Source organism: Streptomyces sp. NPDC007896, assembly GCF_042959425.1.
Lineage (GTDB): Bacteria > Actinomycetota > Actinomycetes > Streptomycetales > Streptomycetaceae > Streptomyces.
In genome coordinates this window covers 44,137-62,406 of record NZ_JBIBKX010000011.1, presented here as the reverse complement: position 1 = coordinate 62,406, position 18,270 = coordinate 44,137, and the positions used below count along the sequence as shown (strand labels likewise).

The following is an 18,270-nucleotide window of genomic DNA, read 5'->3' as shown; positions in this document are numbered from 1 at the left end:
CACGGCTCATCGCCCCGGCATCGACAGGTCGAACCACACCGCCTTGCCCTTCGGGTGCGCCGGTCCGTCGTACGGGACGGCCGGGGCGGCGCCCCAGCACCCGCCCGTGAAGGCGTCCACCAGATACGGCCCGCGCCCGCCCTGCTCCCATCCCTCAGGCGTCAATTCCCTTATCACCGGCGGGTTCTCGTCCCCGTCGTAGACCACGACCCACACCTTCGCGGATTCCACCGACAGCCACAGCGCCGATCCGTCCCCCATGGCGTGCACGCAGGCGTTGGTGACGAGTTCGGAGGTGCAGAGGGTCGCCGCGTCCACCAGTTCTTCGTCGAGTCTCTGGGCACGCAGGACGGAGGCGACGAAGTCGCGGGCGATGTGGGGGGAGGTGTCGAGGGGCGGGCAGAAGAGGGTGTATTCGGGCATGGGTCATCAACTACAGCACGCCAGGCCCGTTTGGGAGCAGAGCTGCGCAAGTTGCGCGAGGCGGCGGGCGCATCGAATCGGGAGGCGGCCGAATTTCTGAATGCCAGCCCGACCCAGGTCGGTGGAAGGAGTACGAGGGTGTGCTGCGACCCAAGGTCCTTGACCTCGCCGAACTGGAGCACTACAGCACATACATGCGCATCTTCCAGGTGGCCCACATCCCTGGGCTCCTACAGACGCAGGAGCACATGCGCGCCGCTTCCCTCTTCGCCGAGCCGGAGCTGCCGAAGGGCGATCGCGACGCGCACATCGCGTTCCGCACTCGACGCCGGCAAGCGCTCGATACTGGCCGCCCCTACGAGGGGGTCATCCACGAGGCGGCACTGCGGATGCGCGTGGGCGGCCCCAAAGTGACGCGTGCCCAGCTTGAGCACATCCTCAAAACGTCCGAGCGGGAGTCCGTCACCGTCCGGGTGATCCCCTTCGCGTCGGACTTCGCGGGCGCCGGACAGTCGATGCTGTACGTCGGAGGCCCGGTACCGCAGCTCGACACCACGCAGGTCGACACGGCCCACGGCGTTGTATTTGTGGATGCCGGCGCCCAACTGCACCGCTACCGAGCCCGACTTGAACGCATCGCCAACACTGCCCTCGCGCCCGCCCCGTCTCGCGATCTCATCCGCGCCATCGCCCAGGAACTCTGAAAGGCAGACCGTGCCCCCTACCCTCCACGGGCAGAAGTCGTCGTTCTCCGCAGGCGACTCCGACACAGAATGCCTGGAGACAGCCACCTCCCCCACCGCCCTCCGCGCCCTGCTCAAAGCCGTGAAGCGCCGAGGCGTAGCCTGAGAGAGAAAACGGGGAAAAGGGGCGGGCCATGACGAGTCGTTTGCTGATGCCGTGCCGACGTGCGGGAGGCGACCCGGTCACCCCGGGGACCGAACCCGCACCCGGCTCCACGCACCCCACCCCGATCCTCGACTGGACCCACCCGAACGTCACCGCCCTCGTCGAGCGGATCCCCGCCGAGGACACCGCCCGCGACTCACTCCGCGTGGCCCACGGGATCATCGCGCGTGAGGTGCGCCCGGTGTACTCCGTGGACGACCTGCGGAGCACCTCGCGGACGCTGGCGCTCGGGCGGGGCTCGTGCAGTCAGCGGATGGCGGTGCTGGAGGCCGTCGCCCGGGCCATCGCCGTACCCACGCGCGTGCGGGGGCTGCTCGTCGACGGAGTCTTCTGGTATCCACGGTTCCCCCGGCTCAAGCCGCTGGTCCCGGAACGGGTCCTGCTCGCGTGGCCCGAGTTCCTGCTGGACGGCGACTGGGTACCGATCGCCGAGCTGTTCGCAAGCCCGGACGAGATGAGCGCGGCCTCCGGCGGCTTCACCAACAAGGGCGGCGAGACCCTCTTCGACGCCGTAGCCCGTACGGCGGTCGACTGGGACGGCCACGCCGCCGCGAGCTGCGACGGCGGCCCGGGAGCCGTCTGTGACCTGTCCGACCACCTCCGCCTCGACCTCGGCCACTTCACCTCCCGCGACGAACTCTTCGCCCGCCACGGCCAGACCCTGTGCCTCCCGGCCCGCACCCTCGCGGAGCCGGTGCTCGGGCGATGGGCCGCGGGAGGCCGGGCCGCCCGGACCGCATAGCGGCAGGCCGAAGCCTCTTGTCGCATCCTTGACGCCCAAGTCATCAGAGACCCGTCAAGGCATGCTGCCTCCGGCCTCCCCGGTCTCTACCGTCGGTCGTATGGAACGCCGCAACCGCCGCACCGACGCGCGCACCGCGGTCGACGCACCCGCCCCACCCTCCGCGGAAGTCGCGCGCGACCACCTCTGGGCCCGGGACGTACGCAGCTCGATCCGCTGCGCGGCCGTGCTCCTCGCCCTTCTCCTCCTCATCGACTGGGGAGCCGGCACCCTCTCCGCGCCGCGCGCCACCCTGTGGGCCGCGCTCGCGGTGCTGCTGTTCCTCGTGCTGTACCCCACCCGGGTCTCCGCGGGCGAGGGCTGGCTGGTCTCGCGCGGGCTGCTGCGCGCGCGGCTGGTGCGCACCGACCACCTGGTCTCGGTGCGCTGCCTGGACGGAGTCGGCCAGCGGCTCGTGCTGCGGGACACGTTCGGCGCGCGCGTCGAGATCGACCCCCGGGTCCTGGTCGCCAATCCGCCCCTGTGGCGCCGCCTCGACGAGGACGCACGCCGGTCCGCCCTGCGCTCCACGCTCTCGTGCGGGGAGACCGCGCTGCACCGCGTCTCGGAGCGGATCGACCGCGAGACGGCACTGACGGTCTTCAAGGTGTCGGGGCTGGAGTGAGCGAGAGGTCGCGCGGCCGTCACTCGGTGTGCAGCCGTCACTCGGTGTGCAGGACCCGGGCGATGGTCTGCCGAGCCGCCGTACGCGCCGGTATCACCGCGCCCAGTGCGGCGATCGCCACCCCGGCCGGGGCCGGCAGGGCCAGCGAACCCGGGTGCCACACGTCCAGCATGCGAGCCGGGAAGGCGAGGTGGGCGCTGTGCTCGGTCGTCCGGACCACCACCCGGTACGCGGCGACTCCCAGCGGCACCCCCAGGATCCCGCCGAGCAGACCGAGTCCGGCCATGGACACCACCATCATCACCGTGACCTGCCGTGGCGTCATGCCGATGGATTTCAGCATCCCGAGGTCGCGTCGGCGTTCCCGGGCGCTCAGCATGACCGTGTTGAACACCCCCATCGCGGCGACCAGCGACAGCATCAGGGTCAGCACGGACGCGGAACCGATCACTGTCACGGCCCCGGCGTTCACCGATGTCTTCACGCTCGGGTAGAGCCCCGGGTCGGCGGCCCGGACGGCCTTCATATAGGCGTCGGCGTCGGATCCCGGGGTGAGCCGCACCCAGTACTGGTTGGCCTGCGCGCCCGGCGCCAGGGCGGTCACCGTCGTCCAGTCCGCGCGCATCCAGTCCGCCGGGCCGGACATGACCTCCCCGACCAGGGTCACGCGCTCCTGCCGTGCGCCCGCCGCGCCCAGGGCGAAGGAGTCACCGAGACGCAGACCGTGCTTGGCCAGGAATCGGCCGGAGGCCACCGCCTCGCCGGGCCCCCGCATCCACCGGCCCCTGGCCAGGTCGTCCTGGAGAGCCGACCGTCCCCCGCGCTCACCCTGGATCGACACGTCCTCGCTCTGCCCGAGCAGCCGTACGTCGGCGTAGCCCACGGCGGACACGTCCGCCGCGTGCGGCAGTGCGCGCAGAAGTGACTGGGTGGCGGCGTCCCCATGCCGCGAGGCGGTCTGCCCGAACCTGGTTTCCCCTCGCCCGACGATCACCTGGGCCCGGCCGGCGCCCTCGATCGCGTTGCCGTAGGAGACCATGGTGGCCGACAGGCCGGTGGCGAGGGTCACCGTGGCGACCCCGAGCAGTACCGCGGAGACGGTGAGCAGGGCCCGTCCGGGCCGGGCGAAGGGCAGGCCCAGGCCCAGGGTCACCGGGCGCGGCAGCCGCACCCCGCTCAGCCACCGCTGCACCACGAGCCCCCGTCCGCCGGCGGGCGCGCTGCCCGCGCTGATCGCCCGTGCCGCGGACAGGCGGTGTGCGCGCAGCGCCGGGATCAGCGCGGCCAGCAGCACCACGGCCGGCATGCCGAGGGCCGTGGTCGCGTACACCCAGGAGCCGATCGTCGGCGTGACGTTCACCGCGGCGAGGTCCGCGCCCTGGAAGACCTGGTGCAGCAGCGGTCGCGCCACCACTCCTCCCAGGACCGTGCCGATCGCCGCGCCCGCCGTCGCCGGGACACAGACCATCACCAGGTAGACCGCGACCACCTGGTTGGGCGTGAACCCCAGGGACTTGAGCACCCCGATGTGCCGGAAGCCCGACACCACGGCACCGCTCACCACATTGCCCACGATGAGGACCGCCACCAGCAGACCGAGGATCCCGAAGGCCATGAGGAACGGCACGAAGGCGTTGGGCGCGGCCGCGACTTGCGCCTTCAGCGTCAGATACGACTGGTGGGCGACCAGCGATCCGGACGGCAGGCCGGCGGTCACCGCGGCGGTGTCCGCGGTGATCTGCCGGGCTGTCGCGGCCTGTTCGAACCGGTACAGCATCTGGTACGTCGTGGGGTGCAGGGCCGCGATCTGCTGCGGGGAGACCCATGCCTGCGCGGTCCCGCTCACGCCGGACGCGAGGCCGACGACGGTCATCGGCGCCAGCCCGGGCAGCTGGATCCGCTTGCCGATCGGCGAGTGCGGCCCCTCGCCCATCCCCGGCGCGTCCGGCAACGCCAGGACGATCTGATCGCGGCCGGTGGCCCAGTGCCCGGCGAAGAGGTCGAGGCGGTCGACCGGTCCGCCTGGCTGCGCCCGCCCCACCACGGTCAGGGGGCCGGGCCCCATCCCGGGCATCTCGGACGCCGCGTTCTGCGGCATGTCGACCACGGCTTCCGGGAACGGCCCGGCCGAGGCCCGCACGCCCGAGCCCGAACGGTGCGCGGCCCGCGCCAGCTCCGCACCGGAGACCTTCGCCGCGTCGAAGGTGGCGACGACGTGCGCGCCGTGCGCCTGGCCGAAGAGCCGGTCGAACGGTCCGGACGCGACGTCCAGCAGGCCGAGGGCGACCACGAGGGCCATGCTGGAGACCAGGACCACCACCCCGATCACGGAGGTCTGCAGCCGGCGGCGGCGCACGGCCGCGCGCGAGGCTCGCCACACCGCGCTCATGCCGACCGCTCCAGGGTCCGCTCGCCGGTGATCCGGCCGTCCGCCATCGTCACCAGGCGGCCGGCACAACGCGTCGCCAGCCGCTCATCGTGCGTCACCAGCAGGAGGGTCTGGCCCAGTTCGTTGAGGTCGATGAGCAGATCCATCACCTGCTCGCCCGCGTGGCTGTCCAGCGCGCCGGTCGGCTCGTCCGCCAGCAGCAGCGCGGGGCGGTTCATCAGAGCGCGGGCCACCGCGACACGCTGGCGCTCGCCGCCGCTGAGCGCGGCGGGGTAGACGTTCCTGCGGTCGGCGATGCCGAGCTCGTCCAGCAACTCCAGCGCCCGGCGCCGGGCCTGACGGGCGGTCGTTCCGGTGAGCTGGGCGGACAGGGCGACGTTGTCGATCGCGGGCAGGTCGTCGATGAGGTTGAAGAACTGGAAGATCATGCCGATCCGGCGGCGCCGGAAGAGTGCGAGGCCGGTCTCGTTGATCCGGCCCAGATCCTCGCCGTGTACGCGCACCGAGCCGGCGCTCGGCCGGTCGAGCCCGGCGACCATGTTGAGCAGGGTGGACTTGCCGCAGCCGGACGGACCCATCACCGCCACCGCCTCCCCGGCCCGGATCGCCAGCGACACCCCGTCCAGGGCGACGGTGTCGCCGTACTCCTTGCGCAGGCCGCTCACCCGCACGACTTCCTGGTCGCGCACAGCGGCCGGGGCGGCGGCCGGGTCGGCCCCCGGGGCCGTGTCGTCGCTGATGTCTTCGGTGGTCATGGCAGGGACGGTAGGCGGCGGGGGCCGCCCGGGCGTCAGCCCCCGGAGGTAACCCCCGACGGTGGTCATCCCGGCGATGTACGGGGTGGACCCGCGGGTGGACGCCCGCTCGCCGGCTGCCTGGCACGATGGACGGCGTGTGGACATCGGGGACGGGCCGGCTGCTCATCGCCCTCGCGGGGGTGAGCCTGGCGGTGGCCGGGGGCGCTGTCGTGTTGCTGGCGCGGGCCCGCCGCCGCCATCGCAGGGTCCTGGAGGAGCGGGGCTGGCTGCTGGAGCGCGAGCGGGAGGCCGCCGCCCGCACGGCGGTGGCGGCCGAGCGCGCCCGCATCGCCCGCGAACTCCACGACATCGTCAGCCACAAGGTCAGCCTGATGGTCGTATCGGCGAGCGCCGCACGCGAGGTGCTGGCGACTCTGCCGGACGAGGCGGAGAGCGCACTGCGGGCCGTCGAGGGGGCCGGACGCGACGCGATGACGGAACTGCGCCACCTGCTGGGCCTGCTGGCGCCGTCACCCGACGGTGACGACGACGATGACCGGGCCGGGCCGTACGGCGAAGGGGACCTCTCCGGACTCGCACCGCAGCCGAGCCTGAGTCAACTGAGCACCCTCGTCGACCGGATCGCCTTCACCGGCCTCCCGGTCGAGGTGCGGATCTCCGGTGAACCGCGCCCGCTGCCGCCCGGCATCGACGTCACCGCCTACCGGATCGTCCAGGAGGCGCTGACCAACGCGCTCAAGTACGGCGACGGCGGCAACGCGGCGGTGACGGTGCGCTATGCCGACCACAGTCTGCGGGTCGAGGTGCTCAACAGCGGACCGAGCGTGCTGTCCGCCGACCGCGCGAGCACGGATGCCGGACCGGGCGCCCGCAGACGCCGGGACGACGGTACCGGGCGCGGTCTGATCGGTCTGCGCGAGCGCGTCGCCGTCTACGGCGGCCGCTTCGACGCCCGGCGCCGCATCGGCGGCGGCTACCGCGTCCGTGCCCGCATCCCCCTGGAGCGCCCGTGACCGAATCCGCCCCCGACCGCCGCGCCCCGCGCGTCCTCGTCGCCGACGACGAGGAGCTCATCCGCACCGGCTTCCGCCTCATCCTCACCTCGCGCGGCATCGACGTCGTCGGCGAGGCCGCAGACGGCGTACAGGCCGTCGCGGAAGCCGAACGGCTGCGCCCGGACGTCCTTCTGATGGACATCCGGATGCCCCACCTGGACGGCCTGGAAGCCGCCAAGCGCGTCCTGCGGCTGCTCCCGCACTGCCGGGTGCTCATGCTCACCACCTTCGACCTCGACCACTACGTCTACGCGGCGCTCGCCGTCGGGGCGAGCGGCTTCCTGCTCAAGGACGTCACCGCCGCCCACCTCGCCGCGGCCGTGCGACTGGTGAACACCGGCGACGCACTGCTCGCCCCTTCGATCACCCGCCGTCTGGTCGAGCGCTATGCGACCGCCCGCGATGCCGAGCAGGCCGCCACGGTGCACCGCCCCGCGGCTCCGGCAGCCGCGGCCCGCACGCTCGCGGTCCACCGCGACCTCGCTCCGCTGACCCCCCGTGAACTCGAGGTGCTGGCCCTGATGGGCCGCGGCCTGTCGAACAGCGAACTCGCCGAAGCCCTCACCCTCAGCGAGGCCACCGTGAAGACCCACGTCGCCCGGATCTTCGCCAAGCTCGCCCTCCGCGACCGCGCCCAGGCCGTCGTCCTCGCCTACGAGACCGGCCTGGTCGCCCCCGGCGGTGGGAGCGGGCGCCCACAGAAGCGCGACTTCCAAGGGAGGAGCGGGCCGGAGTGAGTGTCGGGCCCCCTCCTGGCTCCTCCCCCGGCTTACCCTCCGCCCGTGTTCAACGTCACGGGGATTCTCAAGCGGCTGGTGATCGGCCGGGCCATGCGCAGCGAAGAGCTGCACGAGACGCTGCTGCCCAAGCGGCTCGCCCTGCCGATCTTCGCCTCGGACCCGCTGTCCTCGGTGGCGTACGCGACCCAGGAGATCCTGCTGGTCCTCACCCTGGGCGGCCTTGCCTACCTGCACTTCACTCCGTGGATCGCGGCCGCGGTCGTGGCGCTGTTGGCGGTCGTGGTGCTGTCGTACCGCCAGGTGGTGCACGCCTACCCGAGCGGCGGCGGCTCGTACGAGGTGGTGTCGACGAACCTCGGCCCGACCGCCGGACTGGTCGTCGCCGCCTCGCTCCTCGTCGACTACGTCATGACGGTGGCCGTCTCGGTCGCCTCCGGCGTCGACAACATCATCTCCGCCGTCCCACGCCTGGCCGACCACCGCGTCCTGATGGCGATCGGCTTCGTGGCGGTCCTGACGGCGATGAACCTGCGGGGCGTCCGGGAGTCGGGACGCGCCTTCGCCGCACCGACGTACCTCTTCATCGGCGGTGTGCTCGTCATGGTGGTCACGGGCCTGATCCGCTACGCCCTCGGGGACGCGCCGGTCGCCGAGAGCGCCGGGTACGGGGTCACGCCGGATCCTTCGGACGCGCACCTGACGGGTCTCGCCCTGCTGATGCTGGTGCTGCGCGCGTTCTCCTCCGGCTGTACGGCGCTGACCGGGGTGGAGGCCATCTCCAACGGCGTACCGGCCTTCCGCAAGCCCAAGTCGAGAAACGCGGCCGAGACACTGACCGCGATGGGCGCCCTCGCGATCGTCATGTTCGTGGGCGTCACCGCGCTGGCGCTGATCACCAAGGTGCACATCACGGACGACGCGTGCCGGCTGACCGGACTCACCGGCGACTGCGGCTCGTACACCCAGCGCACGGTCATCGCGCAGATCGCGGCGGCGGTCTTCGGCGGCGAGCACAGCGTCGGCTTCTACGTCATCCAGGCGGCGACCGCGCTGGTCCTGATCCTGGCGGCGAACACGGCCTTCAACGGCTTTCCCCTGCTCGCGTCCATCCTGGCCCAACACCGTTACCTTCCCCACCAGTTGCACAACCGGGGCGACCGGCTCGCCTTCTCCAACGGCATCCTGGCGCTCGCGATCGTCGCGGCTCTGCTGCTGTGGGGCTTCAAGGCGAACGTCACCAGCCTCATCCACCTCTACATCCTGGGCGTGTTCACCGCCTTCACCCTCTCCCAGCTGGGCATGGTCCGGCACTGGAACAGAGAGCTGCGCGCGGAACGCGACCCGGCGCCGCGACGCCGCCACCACACGGCCCGGGTGATCAACGCATTCGGCTCGGTCGTCACCGGCCTGGTCCTGGTGATCGTGCTGGCCACCAAGTTCACGGAGGGCGCGTGGCTCGCCGTACTCGCGGCGATCGTGCTGTGGGTGATGATGCGCGGCATCCGGCGCCACTACGACGCCACGTCGGCGGAACTGGCGGTGGCCGACCCGAAGGGTGAACTCACCCTCCCCTCCCGCGTGTTGGGGATCGTACTGGTCTCCACCCTGCACAAGCCGACCCTCCGTGCCCTCGCCTACGCGCATGCCTTCCGCCCCGACCGGCTGGAGGCCCTGACGGTCTCCGTCGACCGTGACGAGGCGGCGGCGCTGCTCAGGCGCTGGGAGGAGTACGGCATCGACGTCCCGCTGAAGATCATCGACTCGCCGTACCGCGAGGTGACCCGGCCCGTCGTGGAGTACGTCCGCTCGATCCGCCGCGAGAGCCCCCGGGACATCGTCGCCGTCTTCATCCCCGAGTACGTCGTCGGACACTGGTGGGAGAACCTCCTGCACAACCAGTCGGCGCTGTGGCTGAAGAACCGGCTCCTGTTCACCCCGGGGGTCATGGTCACGAGCGTGCCGTGGCAGCTGACGTCCTCGGCCCATGCCGACCGGCCCGCGGCCAGGGCGCCGGGGTCCTTCCGGCGGGGGGAACCGCAGGGGCCGGCGCCCCGGGCGGGCACCCGGCACCGGTGACGCGCCCACGGCGGAACTCGGTTCGGCACACCCCCGCTCAGCGGACCCCGGTTCAGCAGAGCCCGGTTCAGCGGAACTCGGCGAGCCTCGGTCGCAGCCCCAGCAGGATCAGCGCACCCGCGCCGAGCAGCAGACCGCACGTCCACGGGAGCAGTCCGGTCGCCTCGAAGCGGCCCGCGCGGACCGCCGCCGTGAAGTGCCGCCGGTTGATGTCCGTCACCTGGTCCAGCGCCGTCATCCAGGCCCCGAAGTGGGCGTTGGACGTGCCCGGCTCCCAGCCCATGCAGAACGCGAGGGCCTCGCGCTCCTTGCCCTGCGCGACCAGGGCCCGGATCCTCCGGTCGTCACGCTGGTAGACGGCGTACGCGTCCACCGTCCGCTCCGCCGCGCCCCGTTCGCCGGGGAAGGTGAGGTTGGCGAGCTCGCGCGCGAACTCGCCGCCGAAGTCGAGGGTGCGGTGGTCGGCGCGGTACTCCTTCCAGGTCGTGGCGAGCCCGAAGTCGTACGAGTCGAGACTCGCGCCCTTCATCCCGTACAGCTGCTGCGACTTGGCGAGGAACGCCTGCGCGTACTGCGAGCGGCGCTCGGGGTCCAGCAGGTAGCGGCTCTCGTCGGCGTTCGCGTCGTAGGCGATCGCGCGGGCGCGGGAGAGGGCGACGACGGAGTCGAAGGCGTCGCGGCGGGCGCCGTACAGCCGGTCGGCGGAGGCGGAGAGCGCCTGGCTGCCGAGCAGCACGGCGAGCAGCGCGCAGACGGTGGCGGCCAGCACGCCGGGGTTGAGGATCCGGTGGAAGCGGCGGGCCAGGTACCACTGGAGGACGCCGAGGGCGGCGAGCAGCAGCGCGCCGAGTACGAGGACGGCGACGAGCTGGGCCGAGAGCACCGAACGGGCCTGGTCGTACTGCCGGTCGAAGGCGCTGTTGTTGGAGTCCACCAGCTTCCTCGCGCTCGGCAGGAGCTGGGCCTGGAGGAGATCGGTGGCCTCGCGGTAGTCGACGAGCGCGGCCGGTCTGCCGCCGGCGCGGTCGTCGTTCTCCAGCGCGCGGCCGATCAGCTCCTGGTACTCGGCGAAGTCGTCGGTGAGCGACTCGACGGTGTGCTCGTCGGCGGCGTCGCCCTGGGCGGCGACGGCGAGCGCGCGCAGGTCGTGGCCGATCGCGCGGCGCGCGTCACCGTAGAAGCCGACCGCCTTCTCGTACGGCGTCGCCAGCCGCCCCTTGCCCCCGTCGCCGCCGGCCAGCAGGAGGTTGGCGGCCTGCGCGTCCATGTCGTTGAGGGCGAGGTTCAGGTCCGCGGCGCTGGTGGTGCGGGGTGCGTCGCGGCCCGCGACGGTGTCCCAGGTGCCGGTGGCGGCGAGGCCGGCCAGCGCGAGCAGCAGGGCGAGGGCGACGGTCAGCAGGAGGGTGACGGTCCTCAGCAGCCGCAGTCGCGCGGGCAGCGTCGCCCAGAAGCGGCGGTGCAGGGCGGTGGCGGCTCTTCGGTGTGCGAGGCGAAGAGGGCGCCGGGGACTTCGGGGGCGCCTGGGACGTCTCGGGCGCCTCGGCCGCGACCCTGCGCGCCGTGGCCGGGGGGCGCGCCCAACCCCGGAGGGGGCGGTCGCCACGCGCGGTGGCGCTCCGACGGTCCCGGCTCGCGCCGCAGGACTGTGCGTGGTCCCGGCTCGCGCCGCAGGACTGTGCGTGGTACCGGCCGTGACAGCCACGAGCCCCTCCATCGGCACGCCACGGACGCTCGTCCGTGTCCCCCGTGCCGCGCCCAGTCTGCGACCGCCTCACGTCACGCACACCGGACCTTGATGGGCCCCTGATGTCGCCCCGGACGACTTTGACGCGGCCTTGACGCCGTCGGCCGACCACATGTGCGAAAAGCACGGCATTCTCGTCGGCGGGGGCGGACCAAGTGCCGGACCAAGTGCCGGACCGGAGCGCCGGACCGGCGTGCCGGACCAGAGGTTGCCACCCCTGTGACCACACCGCCGTACCCCGTTCGCCGTAATGTCCACCCGCCCTGCCGTTTCCTCCCCCATTGCCCACAATCGGACCACAATGGGCACCACGCCGGGCAGCACGTCAGGAGCACCCCGATGGCCACCACCGACCACTCTCGTACCAGAGGTACGACGGGTACGAGCCGGCTGCGTGCGTGGATGCTCGAAGGACTGTCCGACATGGGCAAGACCCCGCAGGGCCCGCACGCCCTGCCGGAGCCCGTGCACCAGGGGCAGCGCTGGTGGCGGGTGATGTGCCTGACCGGCGTCGACTACTTCTCGACACTGGGCTACCAGCCCGGCATCGCGGCCCTGGCCGCCGGACTCCTCTCACCCGTCGCGACCATCGTGCTCGTCATCGTCACCCTGGCGGGCGCACTGCCCGTCTACCGTCGGGTGGCCGAGGAGAGCCCGCGCGGCGAGGGCTCGATCGCGATGCTGGAGCGGCTGCTGTCGTTCTGGCAGGGCAAGCTGTTCGTCCTGACCCTGCTGGGCTTCGCCGCCACCGACTTCCTGATCACCATCACCCTGTCGGCGGCCGACGCCTCCACCCACCTGGTCGAGAACCCCCATCTCACCAGCACCCTGCACGACAAGCAGATGCTGATCACCCTCATCCTGGTCGCGCTGCTCGGCGCGGTGTTCCTCAAGGGATTCCTGGAGGCGATCGGCGTCGCCGTCGTCCTGGTGGGGATCTATCTCGCGCTCAACACCGTGGTCGTGATCGTGGGCCTGTGGCACGTGGCGACCGCCGAGCATGTGATCACCGACTGGACCAGCGCCCTGACCACCGAGCACGGAAACGTTTTCGCGATGGTCGGGGTCGCCCTCCTGGTCTTCCCCAAACTGGCCCTCGGCCTCTCCGGCTTCGAGACCGGCGTGGCCGTCATGCCACACGTCCAGGGCGACGCCACCGACACCGACGAGAAGCCGGCCGGCCGCATCCGGGACACCAAGAAGCTGCTGACCACCGCCGCCGTGATCATGAGCGTCTTCCTCATCCTCACCAGCTTCATCACCACGCTCCTCATCCCGGAGCAGGAGTTCAAGACCGGCGGCCAGGCCAACGGCCGCGCCCTCGCCTATCTCGCGCACGAGTACCTCGGCGGCGCCTTCGGCACCGTCTACGACGTGTCGACCATCGCCATCCTGTGGTTCGCCGGCGCCTCGGCCATGGCCGGACTGCTCAACCTCATGCCCCGCTACCTCCCCCGCTACGGCATGGCCCCGCACTGGGCACGCGCCGTCCGCCCCATGGTGATCGTCTTCATCCTGGTGGCGTTCCTGGTGACCTGGATCTTCGACGCGAACGTCGACGCGCAGGGCGGCGCCTACGCCACCGGTGTCCTCGTCCTCATCAGCTCCGCCGCGATCGCCGTGACCATCGCCGCGCGCAAGGCCGGCCAGCGCAACTGGACCATCGCCTTCGCCGTCATCTCCGCGGTCTTCCTCTACACGACCGTCGTGAACGTCATCGAACGCCCCGACGGCGTCAAGATCGGCGCCTGCTTCATCGCCGGCATCATCCTCGTCTCGCTGCTCTCCCGGCTGGCCCGCGCCTTCGAACTGCGGGTGACCAGCGTGAGCCTGGACGACATGGCGGATCGGTTCGTACGGGACATAGCCAGCCGCAGGATCCGGTTCATCGCCAACGAACCCGACAACCGTGACAAGGCCGAGTACCGCGAGAAGATCGAGCAGATCCGCGCCGACAACGACCTCCCGGCCCAGGAGGACTTCGTCTTCGTCGAGGTCACCGTCCTGGACCCCTCGGAGTTCGAGGCGGGCCTGACCGTACGCGGCGAGGTGCTCCACGGCCGCTACCGCGTCCTGACCCTGGAATCCTCCTCCATCCCCAACGCCCTGGCCGCCCTGCTCCTGTACGTCCGCGACCGCACCGGCTGCACTCCGCACATCTACTTCGAGTGGACCGAGGGCGACCCCTTCACCAACTTCCTGCGCTTCTTCCTCTTCGGCCAGGGCGAGGTCGCCCCCGTCACCCGAGAGGTCCTGCGCGAGGCCGAACCCGACCGCTCCCGCCGACCGCGCGTGCACGTCGGTTAGCCACGGTGACGTGACCCCGCTCGCCCGTCTGTCCGTCTGTCCGTCTGTCCGTCAGTCCTCTTCCGTCGGGTAGTCCGCGCTCACCGTGAACCCGATGACCGCGCCTCCCCCCTCCCGCCGGAAGGCGAACGGCGCTCCGCCGTGGCCGGTGGCCACCTCGCGGACGATGGACAGACCGAGCCCGGAACCGGGCAGGCTGCGGGCGTCGGCGGCGCGGTAGAAACGGTCGAAGACCCGGACGAGATCGCCCTCGACCACGCCCGGACCCCGGTCGAGGACCTCGATCCGGACGCTGCCCGGAAGACCGCCGCCCACCCCGACGCCGGGCCGCACCGGACCGGTGACCGCGATCTCGATCGGCGCCGTGCCCTCGCGGTCGAACTTGGCCGCGTTCTCCACCAGGTTGGATATCGCCCGCTGAAGCGCCGTGGGACGGCCGTCGACCGTCGTGTCACCGCTCACCCGGACGAGGATGTCCCGCCCGGTGCGGCGCCGCGAGGCGATCGCCACGTCCTCGGCGAGATCGGCCAGGTCGATCCGCTGCACGGGCTCGGTGTCGGACCGCCCGGCCGCGAGCGCCACCAGCTCGTTGACGAGGTCGGTCAGCTCGCGGGACTCCTGCGCCAGGTCGGCGACCAGCTCCTCGCGGGCGTCGGGCGGCAGCTCGTCGATGCGGCGCAGCATGGAGATGTTCGTACGCAGCGAGGTCAGCGGCGTACGGAGTTCATGGCCCGCGTCCTGGACCAGCCGGCGCTGGTCCTCCTCGGACTGGGCGAGCCGGCCGAGCATCCGGTCGAAGGAGCGGCCGAGGCGGGCCACCTCGTCGTATCCGGCCACCGGCACCTGGATGCCGAGCCGCCCGGTGCGCGCCACGTCCTCCGCGGCCCCGGCCAGCCGCACCAGCCGTCGGGTGATGCGCCGGGCCAGCCACCAGCCGAACAGCCCCGACGCGATCACCACCGCCCCCACCAGCAGCACGGTCCGCTGCTGCAGCTCCCGCAGCAGATCCTCCGTGTCGCTGAACTGCTGGGCCACCTGCACCGCGCCCCGCCCGCCGCCCAGCGCGACGGTCGCCACCCGGTAGCGGTCGCCGGCGACGTCGACCTCCCCGTGCTCCACCCACTTGCCCGCGGTCACGGACGCGGCTGTCCGCCGGTCGGCGGTGGTCACGGGCAGCGCAGGGTTCCCGCGGTCGGATATCACCCCACCGCGCCCGAGCACCTGCACATCCGTACGGGCGGGCCGGATGATGTCGTCCAGGGGCCCGTCGTGATCGGGGTCGGACGACGAGAAATCACCCGGGTCCAACGCCGTCTCGCGCACCTGGACCCGCAGGTCCTGCACGACCCCGGAGAAAACGGTCTGCTGGTCCACCCGCACCAGCCGGGCGGCGGCGTCGTAACTCAGGAACCCGACGAGGACGGTGACCACGGCGGCCACGGCGGCGAAGGACAGGGTGAAGGTGGCCCGCAGGGAGGACACCCGCCGGGGCCGCAGCCCCGTGAGCCATCGGGGGGGCACTCAGTCCTCCCTCAGCACATACCCCACGCCCCGGACGGTGTGGATCAGCGCCGGCGCCCCCGGCTCGTCGAGCTTGCGCCGCAGATACCCCACGTACACGGCGAGGTTCTTGGAACCGGGGCCGAAGTCGTAGCCCCAGATGCGGTCGTAGATCGTGGCGTGGTCGAGGACGATGCCCGCGTTGCGGACGAGCAGTTCGAGCAGTTCGAACTCGGTGCGGGTGAGCTCCAGCTCGCGCTGCCCGCGCCAGGCACGGCGCGCCTGGATGTCCATGCGCAGCCCGGCCGCGGAGATCTGCCCCGACGCCTCCTTCGACGCGGACACGAACGACGACGACGCCGGTACGTCGGCGGGGGTGCCGTTCACCTGACCGGTCCGGCGGAGCAGGGCCCGCAGCCGGGCGAAGACCTCCTCCACGTCGAACGGCTTGACCACGTAGTCGTCGGCCCCGGCGTCCAGGCCCGCGATGCGGTCGGCCGTCTCGACCAGTGCGGTGAGCATCAGGATCGGCGTACGGTCCCCCTCCGCGCGCAGCACCCGGCACACCTGCAATCCGTCGATACCGGGCATCATCACGTCCAGGACGAGGACGTCCGGTGGCGTGCGGTGGGCCTGGGCCAGCGCCTCTACGCCGTCGGTGACGGCCGTCACCGCGTAGCCCTCCAGTGTCAGTGCCCTTTCCAGGGCATGGCGGATGGCACGGTCGTCCTCGGCGAGCAGCACATTTTGGGGCACCCCACCAGTCTGCCAAGCCCCTGGCCGGGTACCACCTGGTGGGCGGTGGTGAGGGTGGGCTTCTTACCGGCCTCTCACCCCTCCTCCCGCGTGCCCCTTACCTCGCGCGGTCAGTCTGTCCCGTATGTCAGGACGGGCCGACCCGAATCCCCCAGTAGGGGTCCGGCCCGCGCCGAGGGGGTGGGCCGGAAGCGCGCGACGGTGGCGGCCCACCCCCTCTTCCGGCCTTCACGGCCTTCTCCCCCTAGGGCCGCAGCGCGGCGAGCTGCTGCTCGAAGGGGATGACAGTGAACCTGTCGGCCGAGGCGATGGCCCCGTCGAGAGCGCGCGGCGCGATGGCGGCGGCGGTGTCGGTGTCCACGGCCGCCGACGCGCCCGCCAATTCCGCCGCGCCCGCCATTTCCGCCGCGTCCGCCGTGTCCGCCACATCGGCCCTTCGCACAGCCCCGGCCCGAGAGCCCAGGCCTTCCATGAGCCTCCCCAGTTCGCCCGCCGCGCGGTCGATCCGCTCGGCGAGGCCTTCCGCACCCCAGTCCTCCGAGGCCGCGTAGACCGCGGTCGGTACGACCACGGCGCGCAGGTAGGCGAAGAGGGGGCGCAGGGCGTGTTCGAGGACGAGGGAGTGGCGGGCGGAGCCGCCGGTCGCGGCGATCAGGACCGGCTTGCCGGTGAGCGCGTCCTGGTCCAGCACGTCGAAGAACGACTTGAACAGGCCGCTGTAGGAGGCGGAGAACACCGGTGTGACCACGATCAGCCCGTCCGCCTCCGTCACCGCATCCAGGGCCGCGGACAGGGCCCGCCCGGGAAAGCCGCTGGTGAAGTTGTGGGCGATCTCCACCGCCAGGTCGCGCAGTTCGACGACCTGGACGTCGACGGACGTGTGCCCGGCGGTGGCGGCGGCCAGCCGGTCGGCCAGCAGCCGGGTCGACGAGGGGACGCTCAGCCCCGCCGAGACGACGACGAGCTTCATGCGACGCTCACCTCCTGAGCCTTGAGCAGGGACTGGTGGGTCGGCGCGTCCGGCACATCCGCCGGGCGCCCCTTGGCGAACTCCTCGCGCAGCACGGGCACGACCTCCTCGCCGAGCAGGTCGAGCTGCTCGAGCACCGTCTTCAGCGGCAGCCCGGCGTGGTCCACCAGGAACAGCTGGCGCTGGTAGTCACCGGCGTAGTCGCGGAAGGCCAGGGTCTTCTCGATGACCTCCTGCGGGGAACCGACGGTCAGCGGGGTCTGGTCGGTGAACTCCTCCAGGGAGGGCCCGTGCCCGTAGACCGGCGCGTTGTCGAAGTACGGCCGGAACTCGCGCACGGCGTCCTGGGAGTTCTTCCGCATGAACACCTGCCCGCCGAGACCGACGATCGCCTGCTCGGGCGTGCCGTGCCCGTAGTGCGCGTACCGCTCCCGATACAGCTCGACCATCTGCTTGGTGTGGTCGGCCGGCCAGAAGATGTTGTTGTGGAAGAAGCCGTCGCCGTAGTACGCGGCCTGCTCGGCTATCTCCGGCGACCGGATCGAGCCGTGCCACACGAACGGCGGCACCCCGTCCAGCGGACGCGGCGTCGAGGTGAACGACTGCAGCGGCGTGCGGAACTTGCCCTCCCACGTCACCACGTCCTCGCGCCACAGCCGGCGCAGCAGCGCGTAGTTCTCCACCGCCAGGTTGATGCCCTGGCGGATGTCCTGCCCGAACCAGGGATACACCGGCCCGGTGTTCCCCCGCCCCATCATCAGATCCACCCGCCCGTCGGCCAGGTGCTGCAGCATCGCGAAGTCCTCCGCGATCTTCACCGGGTCGTTGGTGGTGATCAGCGTGGTGGACGTCGACAGGATCAGGCGCTCGGTCCGCGCCGCGACATAGCCGAGCATCGTGGTCGGCGACGACGGCACGAACGGCGGGTTGTGGTGCTCACCCGTCGCGAACACGTCCAGGCCGACCTCCTCCGCCTTCTGCGCGATCGCGACCATGGCCTTGATCCTCTCGGCCTCGGTCGGCGTACGGCCGGTCGTCGGGTCCGGTGTGACATCGCCGACGCTGAAGATCCCGAACTGCATGGTCGCTCACCCTCCAGGTTGTTTACGATTCAACTATACCCACAAACGATCCACCCCACCTCGCTATTCCGCGCACCATCCACCCCCGCCCGCCGGCCCCTCCCCCTCCCCCTCCCCTGCCCCTGCCCCTGCCCCTGCCCCCGACTGTCAGTGCC

At 71.7% G+C, this 18,270-nt stretch carries 15 protein-coding genes; 7 read left to right on the top strand and 8 right to left on the bottom strand.

The window, feature by feature from the left end; genetic code table 11:
* Positions 1–6: 6 nt before the first annotated feature.
* The gene (locus ACFZDJ_RS31730) at positions 7–423 is read right to left on the bottom strand and encodes an ATP-binding protein (protein WP_390934859.1); all 417 of its coding nucleotides are present in this window, start codon (positions 421–423) and stop codon (positions 7–9) included.
* Between the two features lie 140 nt (positions 424–563).
* Here ACFZDJ_RS31730 and ACFZDJ_RS31725 point away from each other — a divergent pair, with 140 nt between their 5' ends.
* The 3 genes from ACFZDJ_RS31725 (at position 564) to ACFZDJ_RS31715 (ending at position 2,738) form a co-directional block, all read left to right on the top strand.
* Positions 564–1,127 (top strand): Scr1 family TA system antitoxin-like transcriptional regulator, encoded by a 564-nt coding sequence (locus tag ACFZDJ_RS31725; protein WP_391063949.1) that lies wholly within the window; start codon positions 564–566, stop codon positions 1,125–1,127.
* Positions 1,128–1,300: 173 nt separating this feature from the next.
* Entirely contained in the window at positions 1,301–2,074 is a 774-nt protein-coding gene (locus tag ACFZDJ_RS31720) for a transglutaminase domain-containing protein (protein ID WP_390934855.1), read from the top strand.
* Between the two features lie 100 nt (positions 2,075–2,174).
* Positions 2,175–2,738, top strand: a complete 564-nt coding sequence (locus tag ACFZDJ_RS31715; protein ID WP_390934854.1) for a hypothetical protein — start codon at positions 2,175–2,177, stop codon at positions 2,736–2,738.
* A gap of 37 nt (positions 2,739–2,775) precedes the next feature.
* On the opposite strand, the gene ACFZDJ_RS31710 is transcribed toward ACFZDJ_RS31715, so the two are convergent.
* Entirely contained in the window at positions 2,776–5,127 is a 2,352-nt protein-coding gene (locus ACFZDJ_RS31710; RefSeq protein WP_391063946.1) for an FtsX-like permease family protein, read from the bottom strand.
* Entirely contained in the window at positions 5,124–5,882 is a 759-nt protein-coding gene (locus tag ACFZDJ_RS31705; protein WP_390934852.1) for an ATP-binding cassette domain-containing protein, read from the bottom strand. Before ACFZDJ_RS31705 ends, ACFZDJ_RS31710 begins: the two co-directional genes overlap by 4 nt.
* Positions 5,883–6,010: 128 nt before the next feature.
* Between ACFZDJ_RS31705 and ACFZDJ_RS31700 the strand changes: the two genes are divergently transcribed.
* From ACFZDJ_RS31700 to ACFZDJ_RS31690, 3 genes are all read left to right on the top strand, one after another.
* Positions 6,011–6,898, top strand: a complete 888-nt coding sequence (locus ACFZDJ_RS31700; RefSeq protein WP_384907250.1) for a sensor histidine kinase — start codon at positions 6,011–6,013, stop codon at positions 6,896–6,898.
* Positions 6,895–7,677 carry a response regulator gene (locus ACFZDJ_RS31695; protein WP_391063943.1) on the top strand — a complete coding sequence of 261 codons (783 nt, stop codon included), beginning with the start codon at positions 6,895–6,897 and terminating at the stop codon, positions 7,675–7,677. The genes ACFZDJ_RS31700 and ACFZDJ_RS31695 overlap by 4 nt, the downstream gene beginning before the upstream one ends.
* 93 nt (positions 7,678–7,770) lie before the next feature.
* Positions 7,771–9,756, top strand: coding sequence for an amino acid permease (locus ACFZDJ_RS31690; protein ID WP_390935042.1), 1,986 nt, complete (start codon positions 7,771–7,773; stop codon positions 9,754–9,756).
* A 67-nt stretch (positions 9,757–9,823) separates the two neighbouring features.
* Here ACFZDJ_RS31690 and ACFZDJ_RS31685 read toward each other — a convergent pair whose 3' ends face one another.
* The gene (locus ACFZDJ_RS31685) at positions 9,824–11,359 is read right to left on the bottom strand and encodes a hypothetical protein (RefSeq protein WP_391063940.1); all 1,536 of its coding nucleotides are present in this window, start codon (positions 11,357–11,359) and stop codon (positions 9,824–9,826) included.
* A gap of 480 nt (positions 11,360–11,839) precedes the next feature.
* Between ACFZDJ_RS31685 and ACFZDJ_RS31680 the strand changes: the two genes are divergently transcribed.
* Positions 11,840–13,807: an amino acid transporter gene (locus ACFZDJ_RS31680; RefSeq protein WP_390934849.1), complete on the top strand. Its 1,968-nt coding sequence runs from the start codon at positions 11,840–11,842 to the stop codon at positions 13,805–13,807.
* Between the two features lie 51 nt (positions 13,808–13,858).
* Here ACFZDJ_RS31680 and ACFZDJ_RS31675 read toward each other — a convergent pair whose 3' ends face one another.
* The 4 genes from ACFZDJ_RS31675 to ACFZDJ_RS31660 all read right to left on the bottom strand — a co-directional run bounded on the left by ACFZDJ_RS31675 (position 13,859) and on the right by ACFZDJ_RS31660 (position 18,115).
* Positions 13,859–15,328: an ATP-binding protein gene (locus ACFZDJ_RS31675; RefSeq protein ID WP_391063937.1), complete on the bottom strand. Its 1,470-nt coding sequence runs from the start codon at positions 15,326–15,328 to the stop codon at positions 13,859–13,861.
* On the bottom strand, positions 15,329–16,063 hold the full coding sequence (locus ACFZDJ_RS31670; RefSeq protein ID WP_390934847.1) for a response regulator: 735 nt from the start codon (positions 16,061–16,063) through the stop codon (positions 15,329–15,331). It abuts the gene before it with no gap.
* A 244-nt stretch (positions 16,064–16,307) separates the two neighbouring features.
* Entirely contained in the window at positions 16,308–17,033 is a 726-nt protein-coding gene (locus tag ACFZDJ_RS31665; RefSeq protein WP_391063934.1) for a CE1759 family FMN reductase, read from the bottom strand.
* Positions 17,030–18,115: an LLM class flavin-dependent oxidoreductase gene (locus ACFZDJ_RS31660; RefSeq protein ID WP_168494358.1), complete on the bottom strand. Its 1,086-nt coding sequence runs from the start codon at positions 18,113–18,115 to the stop codon at positions 17,030–17,032. Before ACFZDJ_RS31660 ends, ACFZDJ_RS31665 begins: the two co-directional genes overlap by 4 nt.
* Positions 18,116–18,270: the final 155 nt, after the last annotated feature.